Consider the following 26,662-nt stretch of genomic DNA (forward strand, 5'->3'; position numbering starts at 1 on the left):
CTATCACCACGCCTCTCCTGCGGGTTTAATACCAAGGAGTTTCAACTCGTATTCGTGGAGTCCCACACCCCTGAGGACTTCCCTGTTGCCTCTCAGTGACTCTATGGCGTTGATACCCATTCCACCGAGGATTTCTTTTATCTCATGAGCCCAGGCTCTCAGAAGGTTCGCGGCTCTTCTTGCGCCTATCTCTGGATTCAGTCTCTTTGTGAGTTTTGGATCCTGGGTGGCGATTCCCCAGTTGCACTTTCCAAGGTAACACGTCTGACAGAGATGACAGCCGAGTGAAATGAGAGCGGCCGTTCCTATGTAAACCGCGTCCGCTCCGAGTGCGATCGCTTTGATCACATCGGCACTGTTTCTGATTCCACCCGCAACCACGATAGAGGCCATGTGCCTTATGCCTTCCTCTCTGAGCCTCTGATCAACAACGGCTACAGCGAATTCTATGGGAATTCCGACGTGATCTCTTGTTATCTTGGGAGCGGCTCCTGTACCACCCCTTATACCGTCTATCACTATGTAGTCCGCACCGGCTCTGACTGCACCGGCAGCGATTGGAGCCACGTTGTGGACTGCAGCGATCTTGACACCAACTGGTTTTTCGTATCTTGTGGCTTCCTTTATGGCGTAGATGAGCTGTCTCAGGTCTTCTATGGAGTAGATGTCGTGGTGCGGTGCGGGAGAGAGAGCATCGGTTCCAACGGGAATCATTCTGGTTTCCGATATGGGCTCGGTGACCTTTTCTCCCGGAAGGTGTCCACCGATACCCGGCTTTGCACCCTGCCCTATCTTTATCTCAACCGCAGATCCAGCGTTCAGATAATCTGCACTCACACCGAAGCGTCCGGATGCAACCTGAACGATCATGTTGTCCTTGAACTCTCTCAGTTCTTTCGGGAGTCCTCCTTCACCTGTGTTGAAGAAGGTTCCCACGGTCCTTGCAGCTCTTGCGAGTGAAAGGATTGCGTTCAAACTGATCGAACCGTAGGACATGGCGGTGAACATGACTGGAACTTCCAGTTTGAGCTGAGGAGCGATCTCTGTTTTGAGTTTCACTGTTCCATCCTCGTCTTCTTCAATTTCCAGTTTTTCTTCTTTTCTTCCGATGTACGTTCTGATTTCCATGGGTTCTCTGAGGGGGTCTATCGAAGGATTCGTCACCTGACTCGCGTTGAGCACTATGCGGTCGAAATAGCTGAAATAAGGTCGGTCGTTGCCCATGCTGGTGAGAAGAACTCCTCCGGTTTCTGCCTGCTTCATGATGCCTATGAGATGTTCTGGAGTCCAGTGGGCAAGAGGCCTTATGTCGAAATCGTTCTTTCGAACCGTGATGGCCTCTGTTGGACAGATAGCCTCACAGAAGTGACATCCAACACACTTGGTGTTTTCTGTGTACACTCTGTTGGCGTTTTCATCGTAGAAGTTCGCACCGTAGGAACAAACCCTCACACAGGCGAGACACCTTATACATTTATAATCATCGCGTTCCACAACAAATTCGGGGGGTACTTTTCTCTTAGCCATTTTCTCCCTCCAGTACCACCTGAGTTTTCCTGGCGGATTTCAGCACTCCAACGACGGGATCACCGGCTTTTGGAGCCCAGACCTCATCAGGTTCCGGGCAAACAACTCTTATAGCGGACTCCTCGGAAGCGATGTATAGAAAGTCGTCTTTTGTAGCGGCGACGAGTGGTCTGAGCTTTATTCTGTCGTTCAGCCCCATCATCATGTTGTTGTTCGCAACGATAATGGCAAACGGTCCGTTCAAAAGTGCTCCTCCGTAGTTCATTCTCAAAGCGGTGTAGAGTTTTCTTTCCTCTTCTGGCATGAGGTCTATATCTTTCCAGAGAGGCGCTGCGAGGATCTTCGCTGTGAGCTGAGGACTGTAGCCGAACCGTCTCATGAAGAGATCCACCAGGTACGCTACCACTTCAGTGTCCGTCATGAGTGTACATTTGTAGCCGTACGCTTCCAGAAACCTTCTGTTTATACCGTAGGAAGATATTTCTCCGTTGTGAACGACCGTCCAGTCGAGAATACCGAACGGATGTGCTCCTCCCCACCATCCGACGGTGTTTGTGGGGAACCTGTTGTGTGCTGTCCAGATGTAACCCTTGTACTCGTCTATTCTGTAGAAATCAGCGATGTCTTCCGGAAATCCCACTCCCTTGAAAACACCCATGTTCTTTCCACTGGACATGACGAAGGCTCCGTTTATTTTTTCGTTTATGAACATGACAGTGCTGACGACAAAGTCCTCTTCGCTCATGTCTTCAGGAATGAATTTTGGCTTCAGAAAATAGCGCCAGAGGATGTGGACTTCCTTGATGTGGGGATTTTTCCTGGTGGGGATGGGTTCACTTTCGATGATTTCGTAGTGATCTTTTATGTATTCTTCGGCATTTTTCTTATCGAGATCGCTGTCGTAGAGCATGTGGAAACAGTAAAGATCTTTCAACTCCGGATATATTCCATACGCAGCGTATCCAGCCCCAAGCCCGTTTCCTCTTTCTCTCATGAGTGCCATGCTTTCCACGATCACGCTACCGCTGAATCTCTTTCCAGAGGTGTTCATTATCCCGGAGACTCCACAGGCGGATGGGACTTTGAAATCTTTATCTGGTGTCAGACGGGGAAGGTCATAGGACAAGGCATTCACCTCCTGAAGGAGAAAAGCATGAATATAAAATCTTGTGTATAACATTTATACCATATGTGTTCTCTCAATCAAAGGACTGTATCAGTATTGTTTCGTTTGAGAAAAGTAAAAGTCTGTTATGAAACATCCGTGTAATTATTCCAGTTATGGCATAAAAATTAATTTGGTCTGTGGATAAAGAAAAAGGGGATGCATTGCATCCCCTTTCTGGCTGGGAGGGGAGGACTCGAACCTCCACCAGCGGATCCAGAGTCCGCCGTCCTACCGTTAGACGACCTCCCAACGGCCTTTCAAATTATACATCAAGAACAGGGATAGTTCAAGGGGTGGTGTTTCACGTTTTTTTCACGTTCAAGCTGATAGAATTTGATCAAGGTCAAAAATCGGGGTGATGAACGTGAGAGTCCTTGTGGTAGAAGACGAAAGAGATCTCGCCGATCTGATAACCGAGGCTTTAAAGAAAGAAATGTTCACCGTCGATGTCTGTTACGATGGCGAAGAGGGTATGTACATGGCTTTGAACGAACCTTTCGATGTTGTGATTCTTGACATAATGCTTCCCGTCCACGATGGGTGGGAGATCCTGAAGTCTATGAGAGAAAGTGGAGTGAACACCCCCGTTTTGATGCTCACGGCTCTTTCGGATGTGGAGTACCGTGTGAAAGGTCTCAACATGGGAGCGGACGATTACCTTCCTAAACCCTTCGATCTCAGAGAGCTCATAGCCAGGGTGAGAGCTCTCATCAGAAGAAAGAGCGAAAGCAAAAGCACAAAACTCGTGTGCGGTGACCTGATTCTGGATACAGCCACTAAAAAGGCATACAGGGGCAGTAAAGAAATAGATTTGACAAAGAAAGAGTACCAAATTTTGGAATACCTTGTGATGAACAAAAACAGAGTTGTCACGAAGGAGGAGCTCCAGGAACACCTGTGGAGCTTCGATGATGAAGTTTTCTCCGATGTTTTGAGAAGTCATATAAAGAATTTGAGGAAAAAAGTGGACAAAGGGTTTAAAAAGAAAATAATTCACACGGTGAGAGGTATCGGTTATGTTGCCCGTGACGAGTGAAAGAAAGGCCTTCAGAAAAACACAGCTCATCTGGACGGCCGTGTTCACACTCTCCATAGTTCTCATAGTGGCCATCACAGTGGGCGCTGTTTTCATTGTAGAAAAGAGAAGAATAACCACCCAATTCGATGGTGAGCTGAGGAGAACGGCGGATCTCATCGAAAGAAGATTGAGAGCGCCTGGAATGATGGGAATGCTCCGCACGTTTAGGGGAGTGGATCCCCTTTTTGTCCCACGTGGTGAGGCGTTCCAGTTCCTGCTTCCCTCGGGAGAGGTCTTTCTGGAGGTGGGAGAACAGATAGGAACTCCCGAAACTCCCGTGGAAGAGGGGTTTTCCACGGAAGGGAACTACAGGATTTTCACCAAAAAGATAGATCTGGGAGACACCACAATATTCCTGAGAGTGGGAAAGGACATCTCCGATCTCATAGAGCGAAGTAAAAGACTTCTTTCCATGTATTTGCTCGTGATTCTGTTTTCTGCGGGGGGAGCCGCTGTATTCGGATATTTCGTGTCCAGCCTGGCTCTGCTTCCTGTGAGGAATGCCTACAACAGCCTGAAAAGATTCTCGATGGACGCCTCCCACGAGTTGAAGACGCCTCTCTCTGTTCTGAAAACAAGTCTCGATGTTTTGAAGTATCGAGAAGATTTACCAGATGATGTGAAAAACAAGCTGGGCATAATGGAAAAGAACGTCGAGAAGATGAGCAAACAAATAAACCAGCTCCTTCTTCTCGTGAAAAGCGAAGGTTCTCTCAACAGCGTTGTGAAGGAAAGAATAAACCTCAAGGATTTTCTCCAGCAAATCGTAGATGAATTCAAGCCGAAAGCAGAATCAAAGGGGCTGGAGCTGGAAATAGATTGCCCAGAAGATCTATTTTTAGAAACCGAGAAAGACACCTTGAGGGTGATACTGGAGAATCTGGTCGACAATGCTGTGAAGTTCACGGAGAAAGGGAAAGTGATCGTCGGTGCAAGAAAGGAAGGTAGATTAACCATCTACGTTCAGGACACAGGACCTGGAATTCCGAAAAAAGAGCAGAAGAGAATCTTTGAGAGATTCTACAGAATATCCAGAAACACAGAGGGTTCCGGACTTGGTCTTTCCATAGTCAAAGAACTCGCTTCCAGATTGAAAGCGAAGGTAATTCTTGAAAGCGAAGAAGGAAAAGGTAGCACCTTCAAACTCGTTTTTTGAGGGTGTTGTAACAGTCTCTGCAGACCGCAATGTATTTTTCCTGTCCCCCAACGTCTATTTCTTCTTCACCTCCTGCTACTTTTAGTGTGAGAGTAGCGTTGTACTCACCGCATCTGTGACAGACTGCCTTCTTTTTGATCACGGTGTCGGCGAGACTGAGGAGCAGAGCGGTTGTTTCAAAGGGATTTTGCTTGTGTGTGAGATCGAGCCCTGCACAGAAGACATCTATTCCTCTGTCGAGAAGATCTTTCACCACTTCAAACAAACTCGGATTGAAGAACTGCACCTCGTCTATGAAAACTCCCCGGGTGTCTTCTTCGATGTACTTTCGCATTTCTTCAGGACGTTCTATCACGTGTGCTTCAACACCGTTTCCAGAATGAGAGACGATCATGGTGGAGTGATATCTGCTGTCGATTTTTGGTTTAAAAACAGCGACTTTTTTCTTTCCCAGTTTGTATATTTCCACAAAGGAGAGAAGCTCGGTTGTCTTTCCGGAGTACATGGGACCCGTGATTACGGTCAATTTTCCCGACATGTTGATCCCTCCCTGACGATTATACAACCCGGAGTGTTAACAATCTTCCCAGTCAAACTGAAACATTCTCATAATTGACAGCGGTTTTTTGAATTGATAGTATTGAGACATATAAAATCCTCCAGAAATTTATTCCCGAAAATTAGTAATAAATATCTAATCCAACATGGGGTTTGTGCCCTCTAAAAAAAAGAACCCCATGGTGTTTGTTTTTTGTTTTTCAAGAATATTGTTTATTTGTATCATATTGATAGAGAATTAATCTTAAAAGAGTCAACAAACATATTTACCAAAAGGAGGTGTTTTTATGCGAAAGAGAGTTTTTTCCTTGTTGCTAGTTCTTGCTTTTCTTTCTGTGGGTTTCGCCCAGGACGGTGTCACAGATGTCGGCTGGTCACTCGACATGGTCTGGATCCTCATTTCCGCAGCGCTGGTCTTCTTCATGCAAGCGGGTTTTGCCATGGTAGAGTCCGGTTTCACCCGCGCAAAGAACACGGTGAATGTGCTCATGAAAAACCTCATGGATTTTGCGATCGGATCTGTGGTCTTCTTCATCTTCGGCTACTGGATCATGTTCGGGAAACATCCTCTCACCTTTGATCCCTCCACAAAAGAAGGTCTCTGGGATTTTGCCATGTGGATGTTTCAGATGGCTTTCGCAGGTACGGCCGCGACGATTGTGTCCGGAGCGATGGCAGAGCGCACTAAGTTTCCCGCGTACCTCGCTTACACAGGTTTCATAACAGGAATCATCTATTCGGTTGTTGGAAGGTGGATCTGGGGAGGAGGATGGCTTGCACAGAAAGGTTTTATCGATTTTGCAGGTTCCACAGTTGTTCATTCTGTTGGTGGATGGGCTGCCATGATAGGTGCATCCCTTCTTGGTCCCAGGTTTGGAAAGTACGACAGTCAAGGTAATCCCAAGCCTATTCCAGGGCACAACATTCCTCTTGCTGCTCTCGGAACCTTCATCCTATGGTTTGGATGGTTCGGGTTCAATGGAGGAAGCACTCTTGCCGGAACGAACGGTGCGATAGGGATGATCATATTGAACACCAACCTCGCTGCTGCCACTGGAGCACTCGCTGCAATGGTCACCGTATGGGCAAAATATGGAAAGCCGGATGCGAGTATGACGATGAACGGTGCTCTTGCTGGCCTTGTTGCCATCACCGCACCGTGTGCTGTGGTGTCTCCTGTGAGTTCTTTGATCATAGGAGCGATCGGAGGGGTGATCGTAGTGTTTGCGGTTGAGTTCTTCGACAAAGTTTTGAAAATCGACGATCCCGTTGGGGCCATATCCGTTCATGGTGTCAACGGTGCTTGGGGGACTCTCGCCGTGGGACTCTTTGCGGAGAGCAAGTACGCTCTTGCAAGCGGGATGGGGGATGTGAACGGACTCTTCTTCGGAGGAGGAGTGCATCAACTTGGAGTTCAGTTTCTGGGGGTGGTCAGTGTGTTTGCCTGGACGGTAGTGACCAGTTTCCTTGTTTTCTGGTTCATCAAAAAGACAATTGGTTTGAGGGTAGACAGAGACATAGAGTTGAAGGGGCTGGATATAGAGGAGCACGGCATGGAAGGATACGCTGATTTTGAAATCTTCACCACAAGATGAAGGAGGTGACAGTATGAAACTGATCATAGCTGTTATACAACCCCACAAGTTACCGGATGTGAAAAAGGCACTTTTCGATGCACAGGTTTACAAGATGACTGTCATGAACGTTCTTGGATGTGGTCAACAGAAGGGATACACAGAAACGTATCGAGGTGAAGTAGAAGAGGTGAATCTTCTCAAAAAGGTGATGCTTCTCATAGCGGTCAATGAAGAATTCGTTGAACCAACTATCGAGGCGATTCAAAAAGGGGCAAGGACAGGAAACATAGGAGATGGGAAAATTTTTGTGCTGGATCTGCTGGATTGCATTAGGATCAGAACGGGAGAAAGAGGACGGGAGGCCATAGGATAAGGTTTCCTTTCGGGAGGAGAAACCTCCTCCCCTTTTTTCGGCCTCCCTTGAAACGACGTCTGGGATTGAAATTATACTACAGAAGGCGAGGGCACGTAAAGCCCTCGCTTTTGTTTGTGATACAATCTCATAAGGGTGAGTTTGTGAAAGACAGGCTGGAGGAATATCTGAACAATCTGAAAATAGAGAAGAAACCAGATAGCAGAGAATCCTGGGACTCCTACTTCATGAGGATTGCCAGGATGGTTAGTGAGCGATCGACCTGTGTTCACAGAAAAGTGGGAGCTGTGATTGTGAAAGATCACAGAATCCTCGCCACCGGATACAATCAGCCCCCCTCAAAATTTCCCCACTGCAACGAAATCGGATGTATCCGCGATGACCTTGAAATAAATTCTGGAGAACACCAGGAGATATGCTACGCGCTCCACGCGGAACAGAACGCATTGATGCAAGCGGCAAAGTTCGGTATAGCGGTCAACGGTGCTACCATATATGTCACGCACAAACCGTGTTCAATCTGTGCAAGACTCATAGTTAACGCTGGAATAAAGAGAGTCGTTTACGAGAAGGATTATCCTGATCCTCTGACAGATTTCTTCTTCAAGTTCACGGGAGTGGAAAGTGTTCGTTTTGTAGGTGATGAGATGTGAAAACGGAAAGACTCATTTCTTACCTCAGGCCGGGCAGGTGGCCGAGTGTCTGGTGCCCGGGTTGTGGGAACGGAATAGTCTTGAAAGCGTTCCTGGAAGCCGTAGATGACCTCGCACTTCCGAAAGAAAAAGTGGCTGTGGTGTCTGGAATCGGCTGTTCCTCGAGGGCCACAGGGTACCTCGATTTCAACACACTGCACACCCTTCATGGAAGGGCAATCGCCTTCGCAACGGGAGTGAAGCTGGCAAAGCCGGATTTCGAAGTGGTTGTGATGGGAGGAGACGGAGACATTCTCTCGATAGGTGGGAACCATTTCATACACGCGTGTAGGAGGAACATAGATATAACCGTTGTCATTTTCAACAACATGATATACGGCATGACAGGTGGCCAGGTTTCTTCAACGACTCCTCAGTATTATCAGACTTCGACAACTCCTCTTGGGGCCTTTGAAAAACCGTTCGACGCGGTGGAGATAGCTCTCTCCGCTGGAGCCACTTTCGTTGCGAGAAGTACCGTTTATCACTACGATCACCTGGTGAGAGTCCTAAAAAAGGCCCTTCAGCACCGGGGAATTTCTGTTGTTGACGTTCTAACGAACTGTCACACCTACTTTGGACGGTACAACGGCATGCCCGAACCTCATCAGATGATGGAATACTTCAAGAACAACACGTGTTTTCTGGAACGACCCGAAGAAGGTAAAATAAAGATAGGAATCTTCCGTGAGGAAGAAAAAGAAGACTTTCTGACTGTTTACAGGCGTTTGACCAGAAAAGAAGGTGCGATGGAATGACAGAGCCTGTTTCCATACGAATAGCGGGTATCAGCGGACAGGGAAACATACTGGCGGGTTTGATACTCGCGAAGGCTCTCGTTTATGAAGGTAAATGGGTTGTCCAAACGCAGTCTTACAGCGCTCAGGTGAGAGGAGATGTCAGTTACTGCGACGTGCTTTACGACGACTCACCGATAGACTATCCAGAGAGTGAATATTTCGACATTGTGTGTATTCTTCATCAGAAAGCGATGGACGAGCTTTACAAGTCGGTGAAAGTAAACGGTGTGGTCATTCTCGATCAAACTTTTGTGAAGAACGTTCCTGACTTCGTAAAGAGAATAACCCGAAAGATTCTGTTTGTACCCGCTACAGAAAGGGCCATTTCAGAATTCAAGACGGCTATGGTTTCTAACGTCATAATGGTGGGGGTACTTGCCAAAGTTTGTAACATAGTGAAGCTCGATTCTTTGAAAAGAGCACTGAAAGATCACGTGAGGAGGCCTCTGTGGGACATAAACTTGAAGGCTTTGGAGTTCGGCTACAACATGTTCGAAAAACAGTTCAAGATAAAAACAGAGAGGGTGTGGAAGAGGCTTGCAGCGGGATTCGAATAATATTTTGAAGTCCTTCAAAAACGCCTTTGAAGGAATAGAAAATGCCTTAAAACTGGAAAGAAATCTCAAAATACATTTCTTCATAGGGATCGTTGTGGCTATTTTTTCTCTCTTTTTGCCGTTGAGTGCGAATGATCTTTTGTGGATATACTTTGCCATATTCTCTGTCATTGGAGCGGAGCTTCTCAACACGGTGGTGGAAAAATTTCTCGATCTTTTCTTCAAGGAGTACAGTGAATCGGTAAAGCTCGTGAAAGATATAGCGGCCGGTGTGGTTCTCTGGTATTCACTTTTTTCAGTGGTTGTGGGTATTTTGATACTGGGAAAAGCTCTTTTCTCCTGGGAACCTTCGTTTGCCAAGTTCTTCGTTTCTGGTGTTTTGATATTCTTTCCTGTAATCTCTTTTTCCATGAGGAGGTACAGAAATGACAGACAGGGTGATAAGAGTACTGGTAGTAGATGACTCGGCGTTCATGAGAATGGTACTCAAGGACATCATAGATTCTCAGCCGGACATGAAAGTAGTGGGGTTCGCTAAAGACGGTTTGGAAGCCGTTGAAAAAGCTATAGAGCTCAAACCAGACGTCATAACCATGGACATCGAAATGCCGAATCTGAACGGTATTGAAGCGCTGAAGCTCATCATGAAAAAAGCTCCCACACGAGTCATCATGGTGAGCAGTTTGACGGAAGAAGGTGCGGCGATCACAATAGAAGCTCTCAGAAACGGTGCGGTGGATTTCATCACCAAGCCACACGGTTCGATTTCTCTCACCTTCAGACAAGTTGCCCCGGAACTTCTGGAGAAAATCAGACAGGCAATGAACGTGGATCCACGCACTCTCCTCTTTAAGCCGAAGGTTTCACGGCTCACCATAACCAAACCAGCTGTAAGTGGGAAAATCGTGGTTATAGGTTCCTCAACCGGAGGGCCCAGATCGCTCGATATGATCATCCCAAACCTTCCGAAAAACTTCCCAGCTCCAATAGTTGTGGTCCAGCACATGCCTCCTGGTTTCACAAAATCGCTCGCAATGAGGCTGGATAGCACCTCTGAACTCACCGTGAAAGAGGCCGAAGATGGAGAAGAGGTCAAGCCCGGTTTTGTTTATATCGCTCCCGGGGACTTTCACCTTGGTTTGAAGGCCCAGAACGGCAAGGTTTTTTTCTTCCTGGACAAGTCTGATAAAATAAACAACGTGAGGCCAGCGGTGGATTTCACCCTCGACAAAGCAGCGGAGATATACAAATCCAAAACGATAGCTGTGATTCTCACGGGTATGGGCAAAGATGGCACCAAGGGAGCATTCAAGGTCAAGTTTTACGGTGGAACGGTAATAGCCGAGGACAAAGAAACATGTGTCGTCTTTGGAATGCCCAAATCGGTGATCGAGGAAGGTTACGCTGATTACGTCCTTCCGGCCTATAAAATACCTGAGAAGCTGATAGAACTCGTATGAAAGGATGAGGAGGATGAAGAGAGGCTTCTTTTTGCTTTTTCTGGTTGTCTTTTTCGTGTACGGATTTTCATCCTACTTCCTGATTCATTACAAGGTCCAGAAGAACGACACCCTTTACAGTATTTCCCTCAACTTTGGGATTTCCCCCTCTCTCCTTCTTGACTGGAATCCCGGACTCGATCCTCACAGCCTCAGAGTGGGGCAGGAGATCGTAATTCCTCAGCCGCCTGGCTACCTTTACACAGTGAAAAAAGGAGATACCCTCGATGCTATTGCAAAAAGGTTCTTCACAACCGCTACTTTCATAAAGGAAGCGAATCAGCTTAAGTCTTACACCATATATGCGGGACAGAAGCTGTTCATACCTGAAAGTATCATTGGAAAGGCGTTCAACGACGAGAAATTTTTCATCTGGCCTGTTTATGGTGTCATTTCCTCCGGTTTTGGCTGGAGGATTCACCCCATAACCGGGAAATATTCCTTTCACTCAGGAGTTGATATATCGGCACCGGAGGGTACACCCATATTCGCCGCCGAAAGCGGAGTGGTGGAGTTTGCCGGGAAAAACGGTGGGTACGGCCTCATGATAAAAATAAAATCCGCTTCTTACGAACACATATACGGGCATCTTTCCCAAATAGATGTCTACGAGGGTCAGTACGTAAAGAAAGGTCAGATAATAGGAAGGGTGGGAAACACCGGCTTGAGTACAGGGCCTCACCTTCATTTCGAGGTTAGAGTGAATCAGAAAGCCGTGAATCCGATCAATTACCTGCCAAACCAGATCTGGGTGTTGAAAAAAGAGCTCATAGGAACTGGTGGAGAATGAAGATCCTGGTAAGCGCGTGTCTTCTGGGACTTCCCACAAGATACGACGGGCGTTCGGTGGCAGATGAAAGAGTTCTTTCGCTGCTGAAAAGGCACGATCTGATACCTGTTTGTCCCGAGCAACTTGGTGGTCTTCCAACCCCAAGGCCCCGGTGTGAGATTTATGGAGGCTGTGGATGGACCGGGAAGGAAAGAGTTCTCGATGAGTTTGGAAGCGACAGAACTGAGAATTTTTTAAGAGGCGCGGAAACCACCCTCAAGGTTGCTCGCCTTCTGAAAGTGGATCTCGCCATTCTGAAATCTAAAAGTCCCTCCTGTGGAAAAAGATTTGTCTACGATGGAAGTTTTTCCGGAAGATTGGTTCCGGGAAAGGGAGTTACCGCTTTCGTTCTGGAAAGAAACGGTGTGGAGGTACTGGACGAAACAGAGATACCAGGTGATTTGTGAATAACGATGATTCTACTTGATGTGAAATGATCCCATAAAAATATTCTCCTTTAACCCGAGGAAACTTTTGTTTCCTCTTTTTTTCTAATTTTTCTTATAGTTGACAAATTGATTATAATGTGGTTGGTTAGTTAACGATAACAAACGAAAGGAATGGAAAAATGCTGAATGAAATGGAAAAGACAGTTCTTCAAATGATAATGGCTGGAAGCGACATTTCAAGGGTGGATATCAGCAGAGCTCTTGGGATAAGTAAGCCAGTGGTGTCTAAGGCTGTGAACAGGCTTATAGAACTGGGTTTCGTCAAAGAAGCGGGAAGGAAAGAAAGTTCTTCCAAAGGTGGAAGAAAGCCCGTTTTGCTTTCTTTTGTTCCGGAGAGCAGATACGTCATAGGTGTGGATATCGGCGGCACGAAAATCGACGCTGTGCTCACCGATCTGGTTGGAAATGTTTTGAACAAGGAGCACATACTTTTACCCTCAAACCTGGACAAGAGGAAGTTGCTTGAATTGATAAAAAAGGTGATCCATCCATTTCTTGTCTATGAGAGGATTCTTGGAATAGGAATTGGAATACCGGGCACTGTCGATGAAGATCATCTTGTAAAGCGTATTCCGGCTTTCGATGTCACAGATTGGGATCTAAAAGAGGAGCTGGAGAAAACTTTTGGATATCCCGTTTTTGTCGAAAATAACGCGAATCTGGATGCTTTCGCGGAGGCAAAGATAGGAGCTGGACGAGGATTCAGGTGTGTCTTGCTCATTTCTGTCGGCTGGGGAATTGGATCGGGAATTGTTTACGATGGAAAGATCTTCAGGGGGGCGAGGGGGAAAGCAGGGGAGTTCGGGCACATTGTTACGGACTGGTCAAAGGAAAAGGAGATAGTACTCGAAAAGGGTTTTGGACATCTGGAAGAGTGGTTCTCTGGTTTTTCTATGAGTAAAAGATTTGGAAAAAGTCCTGAATGGGTATTTGAAAAACGCCACAACGAGATAAAAAAGAACCTGGAACACTTTGGAGTCGCTGTCGCGAATGCGATTGTACTTTTCGATCCAGACGTTGTCATCATAAAAGGAGGAATAGGACTCCATCAATTTGAAAAAATCTCGGCTGTAGTGAGGTCGGTTGTCTCAAAGATCGTTCCCGAGGATATATTGAAGGATGTTGAGATCAGAAAAGGAGAAATCGAGGAATACGGAGTTGCGATCGGTGGGGCTCTTTTTGTGATTGAAAATATCCTGGGGTTAAAAGGAGGGGGAAAGTATGAGGGCTGTCAGGCTTCACGCGAAGTGGGATCCAAGGCCGGAGTTTAAGCTCGGTCCAAAAGACATTGAGGGGAAACTCACCTGGCTCGGTAGCAAGGTTTGGAGATATCCGGAAGTGAGGGTGGAAGAGGTACCAGAACCAAGAATCGAAAAACCCACGGAAATCATAATCAAGGTGAAAGCCTGTGGAATCTGTGGAAGTGATGTCCATATGGCTCAAACTGATGAAGAAGGTTACATTCTCTACCCAGGTCTCACCGGTTTTCCTGTCACTTTGGGTCACGAGTTCTCGGGAGTTGTGGTTGAAGCGGGACCGGAAGCCATAAATAGAAGAACAAACAAAAGATTCGAAATTGGGGAACCTGTCTGTGCGGAAGAGATGCTCTGGTGTGGCCATTGCAGACCGTGTGCGGAAGGATTTCCTAACCACTGCGAAAATCTCAACGAACTTGGGTTCAATGTGGATGGAGCGTTTGCGGAGTATGTAAAAGTGGACGCAAAGTATGCGTGGAGTCTCAGAGAACTTGAAGGAGTGTACGAAGGTGACAGACTATTCCTCGCAGGAAGTCTTGTGGAGCCCACATCTGTTGCTTACAACGCTGTGATCGTAAGAGGTGGGGGTATCAGACCGGGCGACAACGTGGTGATTCTGGGAGGAGGTCCTATTGGGCTCGCGGCCGTTGCGATCCTGAAACACGCTGGTGCTTCAAAGGTGATTCTTTCTGAACCTTCGGAGGTTCGGAGAAATCTGGCAAAAGAACTCGGAGCGGATCACGTGATAGACCCCACCAAAGAGAATTTTGTTGAGGCGGTTCTCGATTACACCAACGGCCTTGGAGCAAAACTCTTTCTTGAGGCTACTGGAGTTCCTCAGCTCGTCTGGCCTCAGATAGAAGAGGTGATCTGGAGGGCTCGCGGTATCAATGCCACAGTGGCGATCGTAGCGCGGGCCGATGCAAAAATACCTCTCACCGGTGAGGTTTTCCAAGTGAGGAGAGCTCAGATTGTGGGATCTCAAGGACATTCGGGACACGGGACATTTCCACGTGTGATCAGCCTGATGGCATCCGGCATGGATATGACGAAGATCATATCCAAAACGGTTTCAATGGAGGAGATACCTGAATACATAAAGAGACTTCAGACTGACAAATCTTTGGTGAAGGTTACCATGCTGAACGAGTGAGGTGAGATATATGGGTAAATGGCAGATTCCTCCTGAAGGAGGACACATGGAAAGGCCAACCGGGGTGTATTTTCAGACGATGACGATGAAGCAAATAAGGGAAAGACTCAAACAGTGCGATCTCATCATAATCCCTGTGGGGAGCACGGAGAACCACGGCCCGAACGCACCAACAGGGGAGGATACCTTTCTTGTCACAAGAATGGCCGAGCAGGTCGCGCTGAAGACAGGCTGTACTGTTGCCGAGCCGATCTGGTACGGTTACCATCCTTACCATCATATAGGAATGCCAGGAACAGTTCCGGTGAAGGACGAGGCGTTCATAGATTATCTGGTGAGTGTCATAGCAGGATTCTGGAACACCGGTTTCAGAAAACAGATACTCCTCAACGGCCACGGCCAGGAGTTCGTGATTCCTATAGCAATACACAAATTCGCTAAAATTTTCCAGGTTCCCGCCATAATCATCAATCTGAACTGGTACCACGCTATACAGGACAAATTCAAGACGAAGGAAGAAGGAGGACCGTACGAAACACCGTTCATTCACGCGGACGAGGTGGAAACATCCTGGAGTCTTGCTCTTTTCCCGGAGTTCATGCATCAGGAGTGGGCTGTGGACACCGAACCAAAGGGTTTCCTTCCGGAAGGACACATCGACAAAGCGGGAAATCTTCTTCACAGACCGATTGCCTGGTATGGACACGTTGGAGGTGGACCGATAGAGGTCGTGGCGTACCCCGAGGGAGTTGTAGGAAAGGCTACTCTGGCTTCTGCGGAAAAAGCTAAGGAAGGGGTAGAAGCTCTCCTTGATTACCTGGAAAAACTCGTGAGAGACATAATGGAAAGGTTCCCGGCGGGGAAACTGCCACCCGCTGAGATGCTTTCCCAGAGGCCGAAAGAGGAGCTCGAAGCGCTCACAAAAGAACCCCTCACAGAAGGCTGGAGAAACCTCTACACCGCTGGAAACCTCTGGGGATGAGAGCGTGAGAATAGGTGTTATAGGCCTTGGAAGGATTGGAACGATACACGCCGAGAATTTGAAGATGATCGATGATGCGATTCTCTATGCGATATCTGATGTCAGAGAAGATCGTTTGAGAGAAATGAAGGAAAAGCTCGGTGTGGAAAAGGCCTACAAGGATCCACACGAACTGATCGAAGATCCGAACGTGGACGCGGTCCTCGTGTGCTCCAGCACGAATACCCACTCCGAACTTGTGATTGCCTGTGCAAAAGCGAAAAAGCATGTCTTCTGTGAGAAACCCCTCTCACTGAATCTTGCGGATGTGGACAGGATGATCGAAGAGACGAAAAAAGCAGATGTGATTCTCTTCACTGGTTTCAACAGACGTTTCGACAGGAACTTCAAAAAATTGAAGGAAGCTGTGGAAAACGGTACAATAGGAAAACCTCATGTTCTAAGGATCACGAGCCGTGACCCCGCACCACCACCTCTAGACTACATACGGGTTTCTGGCGGAATCTTTCTCGACATGACAATACACGATTTTGACATGGCGAGGTACATCATGGGAGAAGAAGTGGAAGAAGTTTTTGCCGATGGATCTGTCCTTGTGGATGAAGAGATAGGAAAGGCCGGGGATGTAGATACGGCTGTGGTTGTTCTGCGTTTCAAAAGTGGGGCTCTCGGTGTGATAGACAACTCCAGAAGAGCCGTGTACGGTTACGATCAAAGAATAGAAGTTTTTGGTTCGAAGGGAAGGATTTTTGCGGACAACGTCAGAGAAACAACGGTGGTTCTCACAGATGAGCAGGGGGACCGCGGTTCAAGGTATCTCTACTTCTTTTTAGAGCGGTACAGAGACTCGTATCTGGAGGAGTTAAAAACGTTCATAAAGAATGTGAAGAGCGGCGAACCTCCAGCTGTAAGTGGCGAAGACGGGAAAATGGCTCTTCTTCTTGGATACGCTGCGAAGAAGTCCCTGGAGGAAAAAAGGTCTGTGAAGCTGGAAGAGGTGATTGGATGATCACCTTCATTGGGCATGTATCGAAAGACGTCAACGTGGTAGATGGAAAGAGGGAGATCGCGTACGGTGGGGGAGTGGTGATGGGGGCCATCACCTCCTCGCTGCTCGGTGTGAAAACAAAAGTGATTACAAAATGCACGAGAGAGGACGTTTCAAAGTTTTCTTTTCTCCGAGACAATGGTGTGGAAGTGGTGTTTCTGAAAAGTCCTAGAACAACCAGCATTGAGAACAGGTACGGATCAGATCCTGACACGAGGGAGAGTTTTTTGATATCGGCGGCGGATCCGTTCACTGAAAGTGACCTGGCATTCATCGAAGGAGAGGCGGTTCATATCAACCCGCTCTGGTATGGAGAGTTTCCGGAGGATCTCATACCTGTTTTGCGAAGGAAAGTGATGTTTCTCTCTGCCGACGCGCAGGGGTTTGTAAGAGTGCCAGAAAATGAAAAACTCGTTTACAGAGACTGGGAGATGAAAGAGAAATATTTGAAGTACCTCGATCTCTTCAAGGTGGACAGCAGGGAAGCAGAAACACTCACGGGAACGAACGACTTGAGAGAGTCGTGCAGGATCATCCGTTCTTTTGGTGCGAAGATCATTCTGGCAACACATGCGAGCGGTGTGATAGTCTTCGATGGAAACTTCTACGAAGCTTCATTCAGAAGTTGGTCACTGGAAGGTAGAACGGGAAGAGGGGACACCTGTACTGCGGCGTTTCTCGTTGGATTCGTCTTCAAAAAGATGAGCATCGAGAAGGCAACAAAATTCGCGGCTGCTGTAACTTCTGTAAAGATGAGACATCCTGGACCACTGAGGAGGGAGGATCTTGAAGCTATCTCTGGTGATCAGTACTTCTGACGCAGCTTTTGATGCATTGGCTTTTAAAGGAGACCTGAGGAAGGGTATGGAACTCGCAAAGAGAGTGGGCTATCAGGCTGTGGAAATCGCTGTCAGAGATCCTTCCATCGTGGATTGGAACGAAGTGAAGATTCTCTCTGAGGAGCTCAACCTCCCCATCTGTGCCATAGGAACGGGTCAGGCGTATCTCGCAGACGGTCTGTCCCTGACACATCCGAACGATGAAATCAGAAAAAAAGCGATAGAGAGAGTGGTAAAACACACCGAAGTTGCAGGCATGTTCGGTGCTCTTGTCATCATAGGTCTCGTCAGGGGAAGGCGAGAGGGCAGATCATACGAAGAAACTGAAGAGTTGTTCATCGAAAGTATGAAACGTTTGCTTGAGCTTACAGAACACGCGAAATTCGTTATCGAACCCCTGAACAGATACGAAACAGACTTCATAAACACCATCGACGACGCACTCAGGATACTGAGGAAAATTAACTCGAATAGAGTTGGAATCCTCGCGGATACATTCCACATGAACATTGAAGAGGTGAACATTCCGGAAAGTTTGAAAAGAGCAGGAGAGAAACTCTATCACTTTCACGTGGCAGACAGCAACAGGTGGGCACCGGGATGTGGACATTTTGATTTCAGGAGCGTTTTCAATACTCTGAAGGAGATCGGTTACAACAGATACGTTTCTGTTGAGTGTTTGCCCCTTCCAGGGGGAATGGAAGAAGCAGCGGAGATTGCTTTCAAGACCCTAAAAGAACTGATTATTAAACTTACATGACATTATCTGGGGCATCTTGATTAATATTGAGAATAATGATAAACTAATTGATGCTAGTCATTCCTGAAAAATCCAGAGAAGGAGGTAGAAACTGTGCATCTCGGTGCTCTTTTGATAACATTCAGAGAAGCTCTGGAAGCCAGTGTGATCATTGCAGTGATCCTCGCCTATTTGAAAAGAACCGGAAGAGAAACTCAGAAAAGAGAAGTTTGGTTGGGAATGTTTTTTTCTATCTTTGCAAGTCTTGTTCTTGGAGCGATCGTTATCTGGTTCTATGGAGGTATTGAAGAAAAGGAACTTTTTGAGAGTGTAGCTTCGTACGTTGCAGTGGTGGTGCTTACAAGCATGATCTATTGGATGGCCACGAAGGGAAAAAGTATCAAGTCAGAGATAGAACGAAAAGTCAGTAAGGTTATCAGCAGATGGGCATTGATTGGTTTTGTTTTCGTTGTTGTGTTCAGGGAAGGCTTTGAGACAGTATTGTTCGTTACACCTTTCATGACGCAGAATCTTGCTGGAACTGTTGTGGGAATTGTCCTGGGATTGATATTTGCCGGAGCGATTGCTTATACCCTTTACGTTGTGGGAGTAAAGATCAACCTAAGAAGGTTCTTCTATTACAGCTCCATTCTGTTGATTTTCGTCGCTGCTGGGCTTGTTGGTTACGGAACACATGAATTCATAGAGTGGTCTGAAGAAAAAGGGTTCGATCTTGGCTTTTTTGAAAAAGAAGCTTATAACTTAGGAATCCCCGAAAGCAGTGTGTGGCATCACAAAGGATTGATAGGTTCCATTCTTATGGTTCTATTCGGTTATTCCGTGAAAATGGAATGGGGGAGAGTGCTTGTACAATTCGGCTATCTTGTTTTGGCTCTTATTCTGATCACTCGAGCGTACAAAAGAAAAGAAATTTGATATTTTTTAATGAAAATGAATATAATGTGATAAAATAAATAAAAATGGGGGGTGAGATTATGCGTAAATTTTTGATGACTATCGTTTTGATGGTCTCTCTTCTGATTTTCGCGGAGGAGATTACCATCACAGCCTGGACTGTGGGACCCGATAATCCATCTTACTACAGGTTCGACAACCTGAAAACAGCTGCGGAGAGGCTAAACAAGATTCTGAAGGATCTGGGAGTCGATCTCACCATCAAGGTTGATGGCTATTTCGATACCACAGACTGGAGTTCTTTCAAGCAGAAAGTAGTTTTCGGAATCAAATCTGGTCAGACGGTGGACATCATCTGTTCCGGTCACGACGACATAGGAGCCTGGGCAAAAGCGGGATACATCATACCTCTCGACGAATACGTGAAGAAGTACTGGGACGAGGTTTACTACGATTTCATCCCATCGCTCTGGGAATCAACGAAGTACAAGGGACAGATCTATGGAATTCCTCAGGACACAGAAGCACGGCCTTTCTACATCAACAAGCAGGTTCTTAAGAAACTCGGCTGGTCGGACGAAGAGATCAATTCCCTGCCAGACCGAATCGCCAGAGGAGAGTTCACCTTCGAGGACTTCATCGAAGTGGCAAGAGAAGCCATTGAAAAGGGCCTTGTGGAATGGGGCCTCTATCACAGGCCGAAAGCAGGTATCGATTACTACCAGCTCATGATCAGCATGGGCATTGACTTCTACGATGAAGAGAAGGCAGTCTTTGTTTACAATGTGGAAGAGATGAAAGATTACTACAAATTGCTCTACGACCTTGCAAATACCTACAAGATTCTTCCAAAGAACATGATAGGAACACCGTGGACTTCTGTTCACAAAGACGTTACAGGTGGAAAGGTCCTGGCGTGGATGGGCGGAACGTGGAACTGGGCTGAGTGGAAAAAAGATTACGGAAAAACAGAAGAAGAACTCCAGGAAATGTTCATTCTTGCTCCCGTTCCTAAGTTCAGAGACAGAGGAAGACCAAACACCCTGTCTCATCCGGTTGTTTACATGATCCCAAGCACGAGTAAGTACCCGGACATCGCGTTCCTTCTGATAACACTTGCGTCTGCTCCAGAGCTCAACATGAGGCATGCGGTTGAGAGTGGACATCTGCCGATCAGATGGCAGCAGACTGTGCTTCCCGAATACACCAAGGAATTCATCATGATGGAAGGAACAAAGCTTCTGCCGTACTCGGGGTTCATTCCAAACGACGACATGTTCAATCTCTACAACCAAATCATCTTCGAAGGAATGCAGATGGCAGAAAGTGGCATGAATCCAGAGAAGGTAGCGGAGGATGTGGCAAAGAGGCTCAAATCACAGCTGAAAGATAGAGTAGTGATCATTGAGTGAGGGGGTTCCCCCTCACTTCGCTTTTGTGAGGTGATTCCATGAAAAAACTGAAGCCGTGGCTTTTGCTTTCTCCTCTTCTCATCTTCGTGATCATCTTTTTTGTTATCCCAGTCATTCTCACCGTTGTCATTGCCTTCACTGATATGGATTATTCTTTCACATGGAATTTTGTAGGTTTCCAGAATTTCAAAGACATTTCCACGGATTTTATAATTCCAAGAGTGATCGCAAACACTTTTATTTATACCTTCGGGACCCTGGGACTGTTCAACCTCGGTACCGCTCTTTTGCTCTCTCTTCTCACCACATCGATCAGCGATAGATGGGGAAATTTTTTCAGAACTCTCTGGATGTTACCAAGACTCACTCCTTCTGTGGTCTATGGTCTTCTCTGGCTCTGGATGTTCGATCCCACTGAGTATGGACTTGTGAACTTCATACGGGGGCTCTTCGGTCTTCCACCACAGGACTGGCTGCACAGCGCTCCAATGTGGATGATCATATTCGCCAATGGCTTCATAGGTGCTTCGATGGGTATGCTGGTTTTCACAGCGGCGATAAAATCTATTCCAGAAGATTACTACAGGGCAGCTCGTATCGATGGGGCGAGCTGGTTCATGATAGTGAGAAAAATCACTCTTCCTCTCATAAAGTGGCATTTGCTGTTTGTAACTGCCTATCAGACTCTTTCACTCCTTGCTTCGTTCGAATACATTCTCATCATCACGGATGGAGGACCTGTTTACAGAACTGAAGTATGGGCGCTTTACACTTATCACAACGCCTTTTCACACTTCAGATTCGGTTACGGTGCCGCTCTTTCCATCATTTTAGTGATCATAGGTGTGATCTCTGCGTTTGTTTACATGAAATTCTTCGGTTTTGAATCCCTCATGGAAAAGCCGAAGGTCGAGGTGGAATGATGAAGGTCACTTTCTGGCAAAAGAACTCGGAGAAAATCAGGAATCTCATAATAATAGTGATCCTTTTTCTCATAACCTCCCCGATACTGATCGGGTATGTTTGGCTCGTTCTCAGATCTTTCAGCGAAGATCTGGTGAACGGTTTTGTGCCCACCAAACTCACATTGAAGAATTGGAGATTTCTATGGGAAGAAATTAAAGGCTATCCGAACATATGGCAAACTACCCTGAACACGGCGCTTTTAGCGCTTGGTGTGATGGGAGTTGAGGTGGCGATTACAAGTCTGGGTGGATACGCTCTGTCCAGGTACGATTTTCCGGGACGTTCTTCGATGATGAAGTTCATTCTCGCTTTGCACGCCTTCCCGGCGATTTCTCTTATGACGGCTGTGTTCTATCTTCTGTGGACCTTAAAACTTCTCGATACCCTCTGGGGGGTGATTCTCCTCAAAGCTTCTCTGGAGGTACCATGGGGCACTTGGATCATGAAGGGATTTTACGATGGTATACCGTGGGAACTCGAGTGGGCAGGACTCGTTGATGGTTACAGCAGGTTCCAGGTGTGGAGAAGAGTTCTTCTTCCACTTGTAAAACCCGGGATCGCCGTTACAGCTATCTTCGCATTTCTTTCTGGATGGTCTGAGTTTGTCTTTGTGAACACGTTCATCTTCTCGCAGAATCTGTGGACTCTTTCCAAGTACGTGAAAGGCTTCATCGGAGACTACAGATTTGCTGACTATGGTCTCGTGACCGCTGTTGGATTGTTTTACATGATACCAACGATCATCTTTTTCTTCTTCGTCAGCAAACACATGATAAAACTGACCATCGGGGGAGTGAAAGGATAATGCCCAGTATCAGGGTTGTGAATCTGAAAAAGTACTTCGGAAAAGTAAAAGCGGTGGATGGTGTGAGTTTTGAAGTGAAAGATGGAGAGTTCGTAGCGCTGCTTGGTCCATCTGGCTGTGGAAAGACCACGACTCTTTTGATGCTTGCCGGTATATACAAGCCCACCTCTGGTGAGATCTACTTCGACGACGTGCTGGTCAACGACATTCCTCCAAAGTACAGAGAAGTGGGTATGGTGTTCCAAAACTACGCGCTTTATCCTCATATGACTGTTTTTGAAAACATAGCCTTTCCACTCAGGGCAAGAAGAATCTCAAAGGACGAAGTCGAAAAAAGGGTCGTTGAGATAGCCCGGAAACTTCTCATAGATAATCTTCTCGACAGAAAGCCAACCCAACTTTCCGGAGGACAACAGCAAAGAGTGGCGCTCGCAAGGGCTCTGGTGAAGCAACCAAAGGTGCTCCTTTTCGATGAACCACTGTCAAACCTGGACGCAAACCTCAGGATGATCATGCGGGCGGAAATAAAACACCTTCAGCAGGAACTTGGAATCACCTCTGTTTACGTCACTCACGATCAGGCTGAGGCGATGACGATGGCTTCAAGAATCGCTGTTTTCAATCAGGGGAAACTCGTTCAGTATGGAACACCCGATGAGGTTTATGACTCTCCAAAGAACATGTTTGTCGCCTCGTTCATAGGTAATCCTCCAACGAACTTCCTGAGGGATTTCTCTGTCTCCGTGGAAAACAAACAAACGATTTTGAAAAGAGACGATGTCATCATTAAACTGCCAGAACCAGTTGATGTAAAATTGAAGGAAGTCGTTGTCGGCATTAGACCTGAGCACTGCAGGATTTCCCGCGAGCGTGTGGAAAACTCAATTCCCGGTGTTGTCTATGTTGTAGAACCATTGGGAAGGGATATAATAGTGAACGTGAAAACGGAGAAAGGAGAGATAATAAAGGTCTTCGGCGACACTGGAAAAGCCCCACAACCGGGTGAGAATGTATTTCTGGTTCCTGATCTAAGGAAGATTCATCTGTTTAATCCAGAAACGGAGGAAACGATTCTGTAAAAGAAGGTGCAGTTATGATAAAGGGAATAGGAACCAACGTGGATACAAGGAGGGTAAACGGTTCAATAAAAAGACTGGTGAGTGAACTCGAGTTTTTCAAAAGCATAGGATTCGATTACGTGGAGATTCCAGCTGCTGGCCTCGATGTGATAGCACGGGGCAGGATCATTAGGAAAAGGCTTGAGCGAGTGAAAGAACTTCTTTCCAACTACAATTTCCGATACACGGTTCATGCTCCCGATGTGATAAATCTGAAGATAAAAACCAATCCCTGGCATTACCGGGTTATGGAAGCCACAATAGAATTCGCCGGTGAGATAAATGCGGAAGTGGTGGTTTACCATTACGGAGAGGTGGATCATTCGATAGATGTTCCCGAGAGAGTTCAAAGAAAGGCTGAAATCGTGGCTCTCCGTGAATTGGCGGATCTTGCAAAAGAGAAGGGTGTTGTCATAGGCGTTGAAAATGTTGGTCATCCAGTTTCTGAGGTGTTGAAGCTTGTAAGAGCGGTGAATCATCCAAACGTGAAGCTCGTCATAGATGTGGGTCATTTGTTTATAGTTTCAAACTACACCGGTATAGATTTCTACGATGAGTTGAAGAAGGGCCTTCCATATGCAGTTGAACTGCATCTCAGCGATAACTTCGGGGAGTCTCCGCAGACTTATCAAAAAATACCGGATGTAGAAGCCTTTCGTTTCGTCTATGGAATAGGAGATCTTCACCTTCCCATTGGAGAAGGGGATATTCCGTACAACAAGGTCTTCAGGATAATCAGAGAGTCTGGTTTCGATGGTATCGTAATTTTGGAAATAAATTCCATGGACAGATTCGCTGATGAGTATGCGGACTCCCTCAACCTTCTGAGAAAGCGTCTGATTCTTGCAGCAGACAACAACAAGACTAAAAAAAGAAGAAAGGTCAAGTGAGGTTTTTTCTCATCCTTCCGTACCTGTCTGCTGCTTTTAGGGCGAAAAACACATCCTTTGATGTCACAGGTTGGGGTTCGTTGTGTATTGTTTCATTCTTGTCACAGGCTTTCTCAGCCACTTTCATCAGATCCTCGTCCGAAACACCATCAAGTCCTATCTCTGCCAGAGTAGTGGGTAATCCCACTTCTTCACAGAAGGAGTAGACCTCTTCGATCATCTTTCTGGGTTTGTCAGTCAAAAACAGTGATGCGAGAACTCCTATGGCCACTTTTTCCCCGTGTAAATACTTGTGGGTATTTTCCAGAACGGTGAGACCGTTGTGAATAGCATGTGCAGCTGCCAGTCCTCCACTTTCGAATCCCAGACCACTTAAAAGGGTGTTCGCCTCAACGATTTTTTCAAGGGCAGGTGTGACAGACTTTTCCTCCACCGACCTTTTCGCAAGTACACCGTATTCTAGAAGTGTCTCATAGCAAAGTCTTGCGAGCGCGTAGGCTGTCATCGAACCAAGTCTTCCCGTCATATTTGGAGCGTATTTCTGTTTACAAGATTCTGCCTCAAACCACGTGGCAAGGGCATCTCCCATTCCGGCAACAAGAAACCTCGCGGGGGCTTTCGCCACAATCTCCGTGTCTACCAGAACGACATCTGGATTCCTTGGCAAAAACAGGTATCTTTTGAATTCCCCGTTTGGTGTGTAAATCACGGAAAGGGCGCTGCATGGAGCATCTGTAGAGGCAATAGTTGGAACAATCACAACAGGCTTTTTCAACTTATAGGCGACCGCTTTAGCGGTATCGAGTGTTTTTCCGCCACCTATGCCCACCACCACGTCTGTTTCTTCTTCAACAAGACCTGAAAGTCGCTCTATCTCTTCGTCTGAACACTCTCCACCAAAGATCTGTTTGTTTACCCTGACTTTTGTGAAAGAGCTGAAGAAATTTTCTCCTAGCACGTTTTTGTCCACAAAATCATCGATCACCACAAATGCCCTTTCTCCAAAACGAGAAAGTTCTTCTTCTAGAATGTTGATAGCACCTGCCCCCTGAACATATCTACCTGGAAATATGGTGGTTGTTATCATGATTATCACCTCCTACCATTATTATCAACCTTAATTGTTAAATTTTTCACGAAGTATAGAAAAATTTTTATTAAGACTTGCAAAGAGGACTCCATCTTCTACAAGGTGCTTTAATGTTAGAGAATGGACGTGAACCGCATGTGGAGCGCATCACGATAGAAACAGGAACCGTCCGAGTTCATGCCCGTGGACCGTGCTCTGGCGGCAGAACCCGAAAAGGGTCTACGATCTATCACGGGTCGAAGCGGAGAGCCTTGCCTTCTATGGAGCAGGGTAGTTCACAATATCAACCAAATATACTCTCTAGGATGACAGCCCAGACAGGAAGAGTAAAGATGGCAAAGAAAGTGGTGAGAGTAACACCATAACTCACTGTTTCACTATCGCCACCGAGGGCGGAGGTGAGAATCACTGCGTTCACAGCAGCAGGCATCGCGGTTTCCAGCACGAAAACCTTGGCTGTGAGTCCTTCAAGACCGTAAATCAGAGCGAAAACCAGTGCAATGAGGGGGGCAAGGAAGAGCTTATTCACAACGATGATCCCGCCAATCTTTGAAAGATGTCTTCCCAGTTTCAGTTTGGAAACAGACAATCCCACGTAAATAAGAAGGTACGGTATGGCAGATTGCTTCAACATCAAAATAGCATTTACAAGCCATTCGGGAAGTTCCCGAAAACTCCAGCCCAATTTTCCAGTTAGAAATCCAGCAACCAGAGCGTATACGTAGGGAAGTTTGAACAGATTTTTGACATTCACCTTCTCGCCAAGGAACATAGGGAGAACGGCGGAGAACATGATGATGTTCAGGGTGGCGTAAACAACTCCGAGAGAAAGTGCTTCTTCTCCCCACAAAGAAAGAAGGATAGGATATCCCAAATAGCCAACGTTTGCGGTAACTGCGGTGACGTGAATCACTTCTTTTTTCTCCTTGAAGAGTCTGGAATAAAGATAGAAGATAACAAAAATAATAGCCACTCCAAGTCCGAATTCTCCAAGAGTTGAAAAACTGGGAGTGTACTCGTTTATGAAGGTAAACGTTACCGTTGGAACCATGACCCAGATTGCAACTTTTGAAGCAAGACCCATTGTTTCTTCAGAAAAGATTTTCCCCACTGTGTAGCCGATGAGTATGATGAGAAAAGACGGGATTATCGCCGAGAACGTCGTGTAGAGCATTCTTTTTCCTCC

General features: G+C 46.5%; 28 protein-coding genes and 1 tRNA gene. 23 read left to right on the forward strand and 6 right to left on the reverse strand.

Features of this window, described 5'->3' with window-relative positions; translation table 11 throughout:
- Positions 1-3: 3 nt before the first annotated feature.
- The 3 genes from TM_RS02005 to TM_RS02015 all read right to left on the reverse strand — a co-directional run bounded on the left by TM_RS02005 (position 4) and on the right by TM_RS02015 (position 2,944).
- Positions 4-1,527, reverse strand: coding sequence for a glutamate synthase-related protein (locus tag TM_RS02005; protein ID WP_004083229.1), 1,524 nt, complete (start codon positions 1,525-1,527; stop codon positions 4-6).
- Positions 1,520-2,653, reverse strand: coding sequence for a class II glutamine amidotransferase (locus TM_RS02010; protein ID WP_004083231.1), 1,134 nt, complete (start codon positions 2,651-2,653; stop codon positions 1,520-1,522). Before TM_RS02010 ends, TM_RS02005 begins: the two co-directional genes overlap by 8 nt.
- Before the next feature lie 217 nt (positions 2,654-2,870).
- Positions 2,871-2,944: transfer RNA gene (locus TM_RS02015), tRNA-Gln, on the reverse strand.
- 109 nt (positions 2,945-3,053) lie between these two features.
- Between TM_RS02015 and TM_RS02020 the strand changes: the two genes are divergently transcribed.
- Entirely contained in the window at positions 3,054-3,731 is a 678-nt protein-coding gene (locus TM_RS02020; RefSeq protein ID WP_004083233.1) for a response regulator transcription factor, read from the forward strand.
- Positions 3,712-4,929, forward strand: a complete 1,218-nt coding sequence (locus tag TM_RS02025) for a sensor histidine kinase (protein ID WP_004083236.1) — start codon at positions 3,712-3,714, stop codon at positions 4,927-4,929. Before TM_RS02020 ends, TM_RS02025 begins: the two co-directional genes overlap by 20 nt.
- On the opposite strand, the gene TM_RS02030 is transcribed toward TM_RS02025, so the two are convergent.
- Positions 4,913-5,467, reverse strand: a complete 555-nt coding sequence (locus TM_RS02030; RefSeq protein ID WP_004083238.1) for a thymidine kinase — start codon at positions 5,465-5,467, stop codon at positions 4,913-4,915. The genes TM_RS02025 and TM_RS02030 overlap by 17 nt on opposite strands.
- A 307-nt stretch (positions 5,468-5,774) precedes the next feature.
- Between TM_RS02030 and TM_RS02035 the strand changes: the two genes are divergently transcribed.
- From TM_RS02035 to TM_RS02135, 21 genes are all read left to right on the forward strand, one after another.
- Positions 5,775-7,082: an ammonium transporter gene (locus TM_RS02035; protein ID WP_004083240.1), complete on the forward strand. Its 1,308-nt coding sequence runs from the start codon at positions 5,775-5,777 to the stop codon at positions 7,080-7,082.
- 13 nt (positions 7,083-7,095) lie between these two features.
- On the forward strand, positions 7,096-7,437 hold the full coding sequence (locus tag TM_RS02040) for a P-II family nitrogen regulator (protein ID WP_004083241.1): 342 nt from the start codon (positions 7,096-7,098) through the stop codon (positions 7,435-7,437).
- A 143-nt stretch (positions 7,438-7,580) separates the two neighbouring features.
- Positions 7,581-8,090, forward strand: a complete 510-nt coding sequence (locus tag TM_RS02045; protein WP_004083243.1) for a deoxycytidylate deaminase — start codon at positions 7,581-7,583, stop codon at positions 8,088-8,090.
- Entirely contained in the window at positions 8,087-8,887 is an 801-nt protein-coding gene (locus TM_RS02050; protein WP_004083245.1) for a 2-oxoacid:ferredoxin oxidoreductase subunit beta, read from the forward strand. Before TM_RS02045 ends, TM_RS02050 begins: the two co-directional genes overlap by 4 nt.
- The gene (locus TM_RS02055) at positions 8,884-9,486 is read left to right on the forward strand and encodes a 2-oxoacid:acceptor oxidoreductase family protein (protein WP_004083247.1); all 603 of its coding nucleotides are present in this window, start codon (positions 8,884-8,886) and stop codon (positions 9,484-9,486) included. Before TM_RS02050 ends, TM_RS02055 begins: the two co-directional genes overlap by 4 nt.
- Complete coding sequence (locus tag TM_RS02060) at positions 9,467-9,949, forward strand: diacylglycerol kinase family protein (RefSeq protein ID WP_004083250.1); 483 nt, start codon at positions 9,467-9,469, stop codon at positions 9,947-9,949. Before TM_RS02055 ends, TM_RS02060 begins: the two co-directional genes overlap by 20 nt.
- On the forward strand, positions 9,912-10,946 hold the full coding sequence (locus TM_RS02065; protein WP_004083251.1) for a protein-glutamate methylesterase/protein-glutamine glutaminase: 1,035 nt from the start codon (positions 9,912-9,914) through the stop codon (positions 10,944-10,946). The genes TM_RS02060 and TM_RS02065 overlap by 38 nt, the downstream gene beginning before the upstream one ends.
- A gap of 13 nt (positions 10,947-10,959) precedes the next feature.
- Entirely contained in the window at positions 10,960-11,775 is an 816-nt protein-coding gene (locus tag TM_RS02070; protein ID WP_004083253.1) for a peptidoglycan DD-metalloendopeptidase family protein, read from the forward strand.
- Positions 11,772-12,221, forward strand: coding sequence for a DUF523 domain-containing protein (locus tag TM_RS02075; protein WP_004083256.1), 450 nt, complete (start codon positions 11,772-11,774; stop codon positions 12,219-12,221). The genes TM_RS02070 and TM_RS02075 overlap by 4 nt, the downstream gene beginning before the upstream one ends.
- A gap of 161 nt (positions 12,222-12,382) precedes the next feature.
- The gene (locus tag TM_RS02080; RefSeq protein ID WP_004083258.1) at positions 12,383-13,534 is read left to right on the forward strand and encodes an ROK family transcriptional regulator; all 1,152 of its coding nucleotides are present in this window, start codon (positions 12,383-12,385) and stop codon (positions 13,532-13,534) included.
- Complete coding sequence (gene iolM / locus TM_RS02085) at positions 13,485-14,672, forward strand: scyllo-inosose 3-dehydrogenase (RefSeq protein ID WP_004083260.1); 1,188 nt, start codon at positions 13,485-13,487, stop codon at positions 14,670-14,672. The genes TM_RS02080 and iolM overlap by 50 nt, the downstream gene beginning before the upstream one ends.
- A 10-nt stretch (positions 14,673-14,682) precedes the next feature.
- Positions 14,683-15,654 (forward strand): 3-dehydro-scyllo-inosose hydrolase, encoded by a 972-nt coding sequence (gene iolN, locus TM_RS02090; RefSeq protein ID WP_004083262.1) that lies wholly within the window; start codon positions 14,683-14,685, stop codon positions 15,652-15,654.
- 4 nt (positions 15,655-15,658) lie between these two features.
- Positions 15,659-16,663: an inositol 2-dehydrogenase gene (iolG, locus tag TM_RS02095; protein ID WP_004083264.1), complete on the forward strand. Its 1,005-nt coding sequence runs from the start codon at positions 15,659-15,661 to the stop codon at positions 16,661-16,663.
- Positions 16,660-17,520 (forward strand): carbohydrate kinase family protein, encoded by an 861-nt coding sequence (locus TM_RS02100; protein WP_004083266.1) that lies wholly within the window; start codon positions 16,660-16,662, stop codon positions 17,518-17,520. The genes iolG and TM_RS02100 overlap by 4 nt, the downstream gene beginning before the upstream one ends.
- Entirely contained in the window at positions 17,489-18,301 is an 813-nt protein-coding gene (gene iolO / locus TM_RS02105) for a 5-keto-L-gluconate epimerase (RefSeq protein WP_004083268.1), read from the forward strand. The genes TM_RS02100 and iolO overlap by 32 nt, the downstream gene beginning before the upstream one ends.
- Before the next feature lie 93 nt (positions 18,302-18,394).
- Positions 18,395-19,216, forward strand: coding sequence for an FTR1 family protein (locus tag TM_RS02110; RefSeq protein ID WP_004083270.1), 822 nt, complete (start codon positions 18,395-18,397; stop codon positions 19,214-19,216).
- A gap of 59 nt (positions 19,217-19,275) precedes the next feature.
- A complete protein-coding gene (locus TM_RS02115) occupies positions 19,276-20,607 on the forward strand; it encodes an ABC transporter substrate-binding protein (protein ID WP_004083271.1) in 1,332 nt (443 codons plus the stop codon).
- A 38-nt stretch (positions 20,608-20,645) separates the two neighbouring features.
- Positions 20,646-21,530 carry a carbohydrate ABC transporter permease gene (locus TM_RS02120; protein ID WP_004083273.1) on the forward strand — a complete coding sequence of 295 codons (885 nt, stop codon included), beginning with the start codon at positions 20,646-20,648 and terminating at the stop codon, positions 21,528-21,530.
- Positions 21,530-22,378, forward strand: coding sequence for a carbohydrate ABC transporter permease (locus TM_RS02125; protein WP_004083275.1), 849 nt, complete (start codon positions 21,530-21,532; stop codon positions 22,376-22,378). The genes TM_RS02120 and TM_RS02125 overlap by 1 nt, the downstream gene beginning before the upstream one ends.
- On the forward strand, positions 22,378-23,457 hold the full coding sequence (locus TM_RS02130) for an ABC transporter ATP-binding protein (RefSeq protein WP_004083278.1): 1,080 nt from the start codon (positions 22,378-22,380) through the stop codon (positions 23,455-23,457). The genes TM_RS02125 and TM_RS02130 overlap by 1 nt, the downstream gene beginning before the upstream one ends.
- A 14-nt stretch (positions 23,458-23,471) precedes the next feature.
- A complete protein-coding gene (locus TM_RS02135) occupies positions 23,472-24,386 on the forward strand; it encodes a TIM barrel protein (protein WP_004083281.1) in 915 nt (304 codons plus the stop codon).
- Here TM_RS02135 and TM_RS02140 read toward each other — a convergent pair.
- Both TM_RS02140 and TM_RS02150 read right to left on the reverse strand, forming a co-directional pair.
- Positions 24,379-25,473, reverse strand: a complete 1,095-nt coding sequence (locus TM_RS02140) for a glycerol dehydrogenase (RefSeq protein ID WP_004083283.1) — start codon at positions 25,471-25,473, stop codon at positions 24,379-24,381. The genes TM_RS02135 and TM_RS02140 overlap by 8 nt on opposite strands.
- Before the next feature lie 286 nt (positions 25,474-25,759).
- Positions 25,760-26,650 carry an AEC family transporter gene (locus TM_RS02150; RefSeq protein ID WP_010865115.1) on the reverse strand — a complete coding sequence of 297 codons (891 nt, stop codon included), beginning with the start codon at positions 26,648-26,650 and terminating at the stop codon, positions 25,760-25,762.
- Between the last annotated feature and the right edge of the window lie 12 nt (positions 26,651-26,662).

The organism is Thermotoga maritima MSB8 (genome assembly GCF_000008545.1).
Lineage (GTDB): Bacteria > Thermotogota > Thermotogae > Thermotogales > Thermotogaceae > Thermotoga > Thermotoga maritima.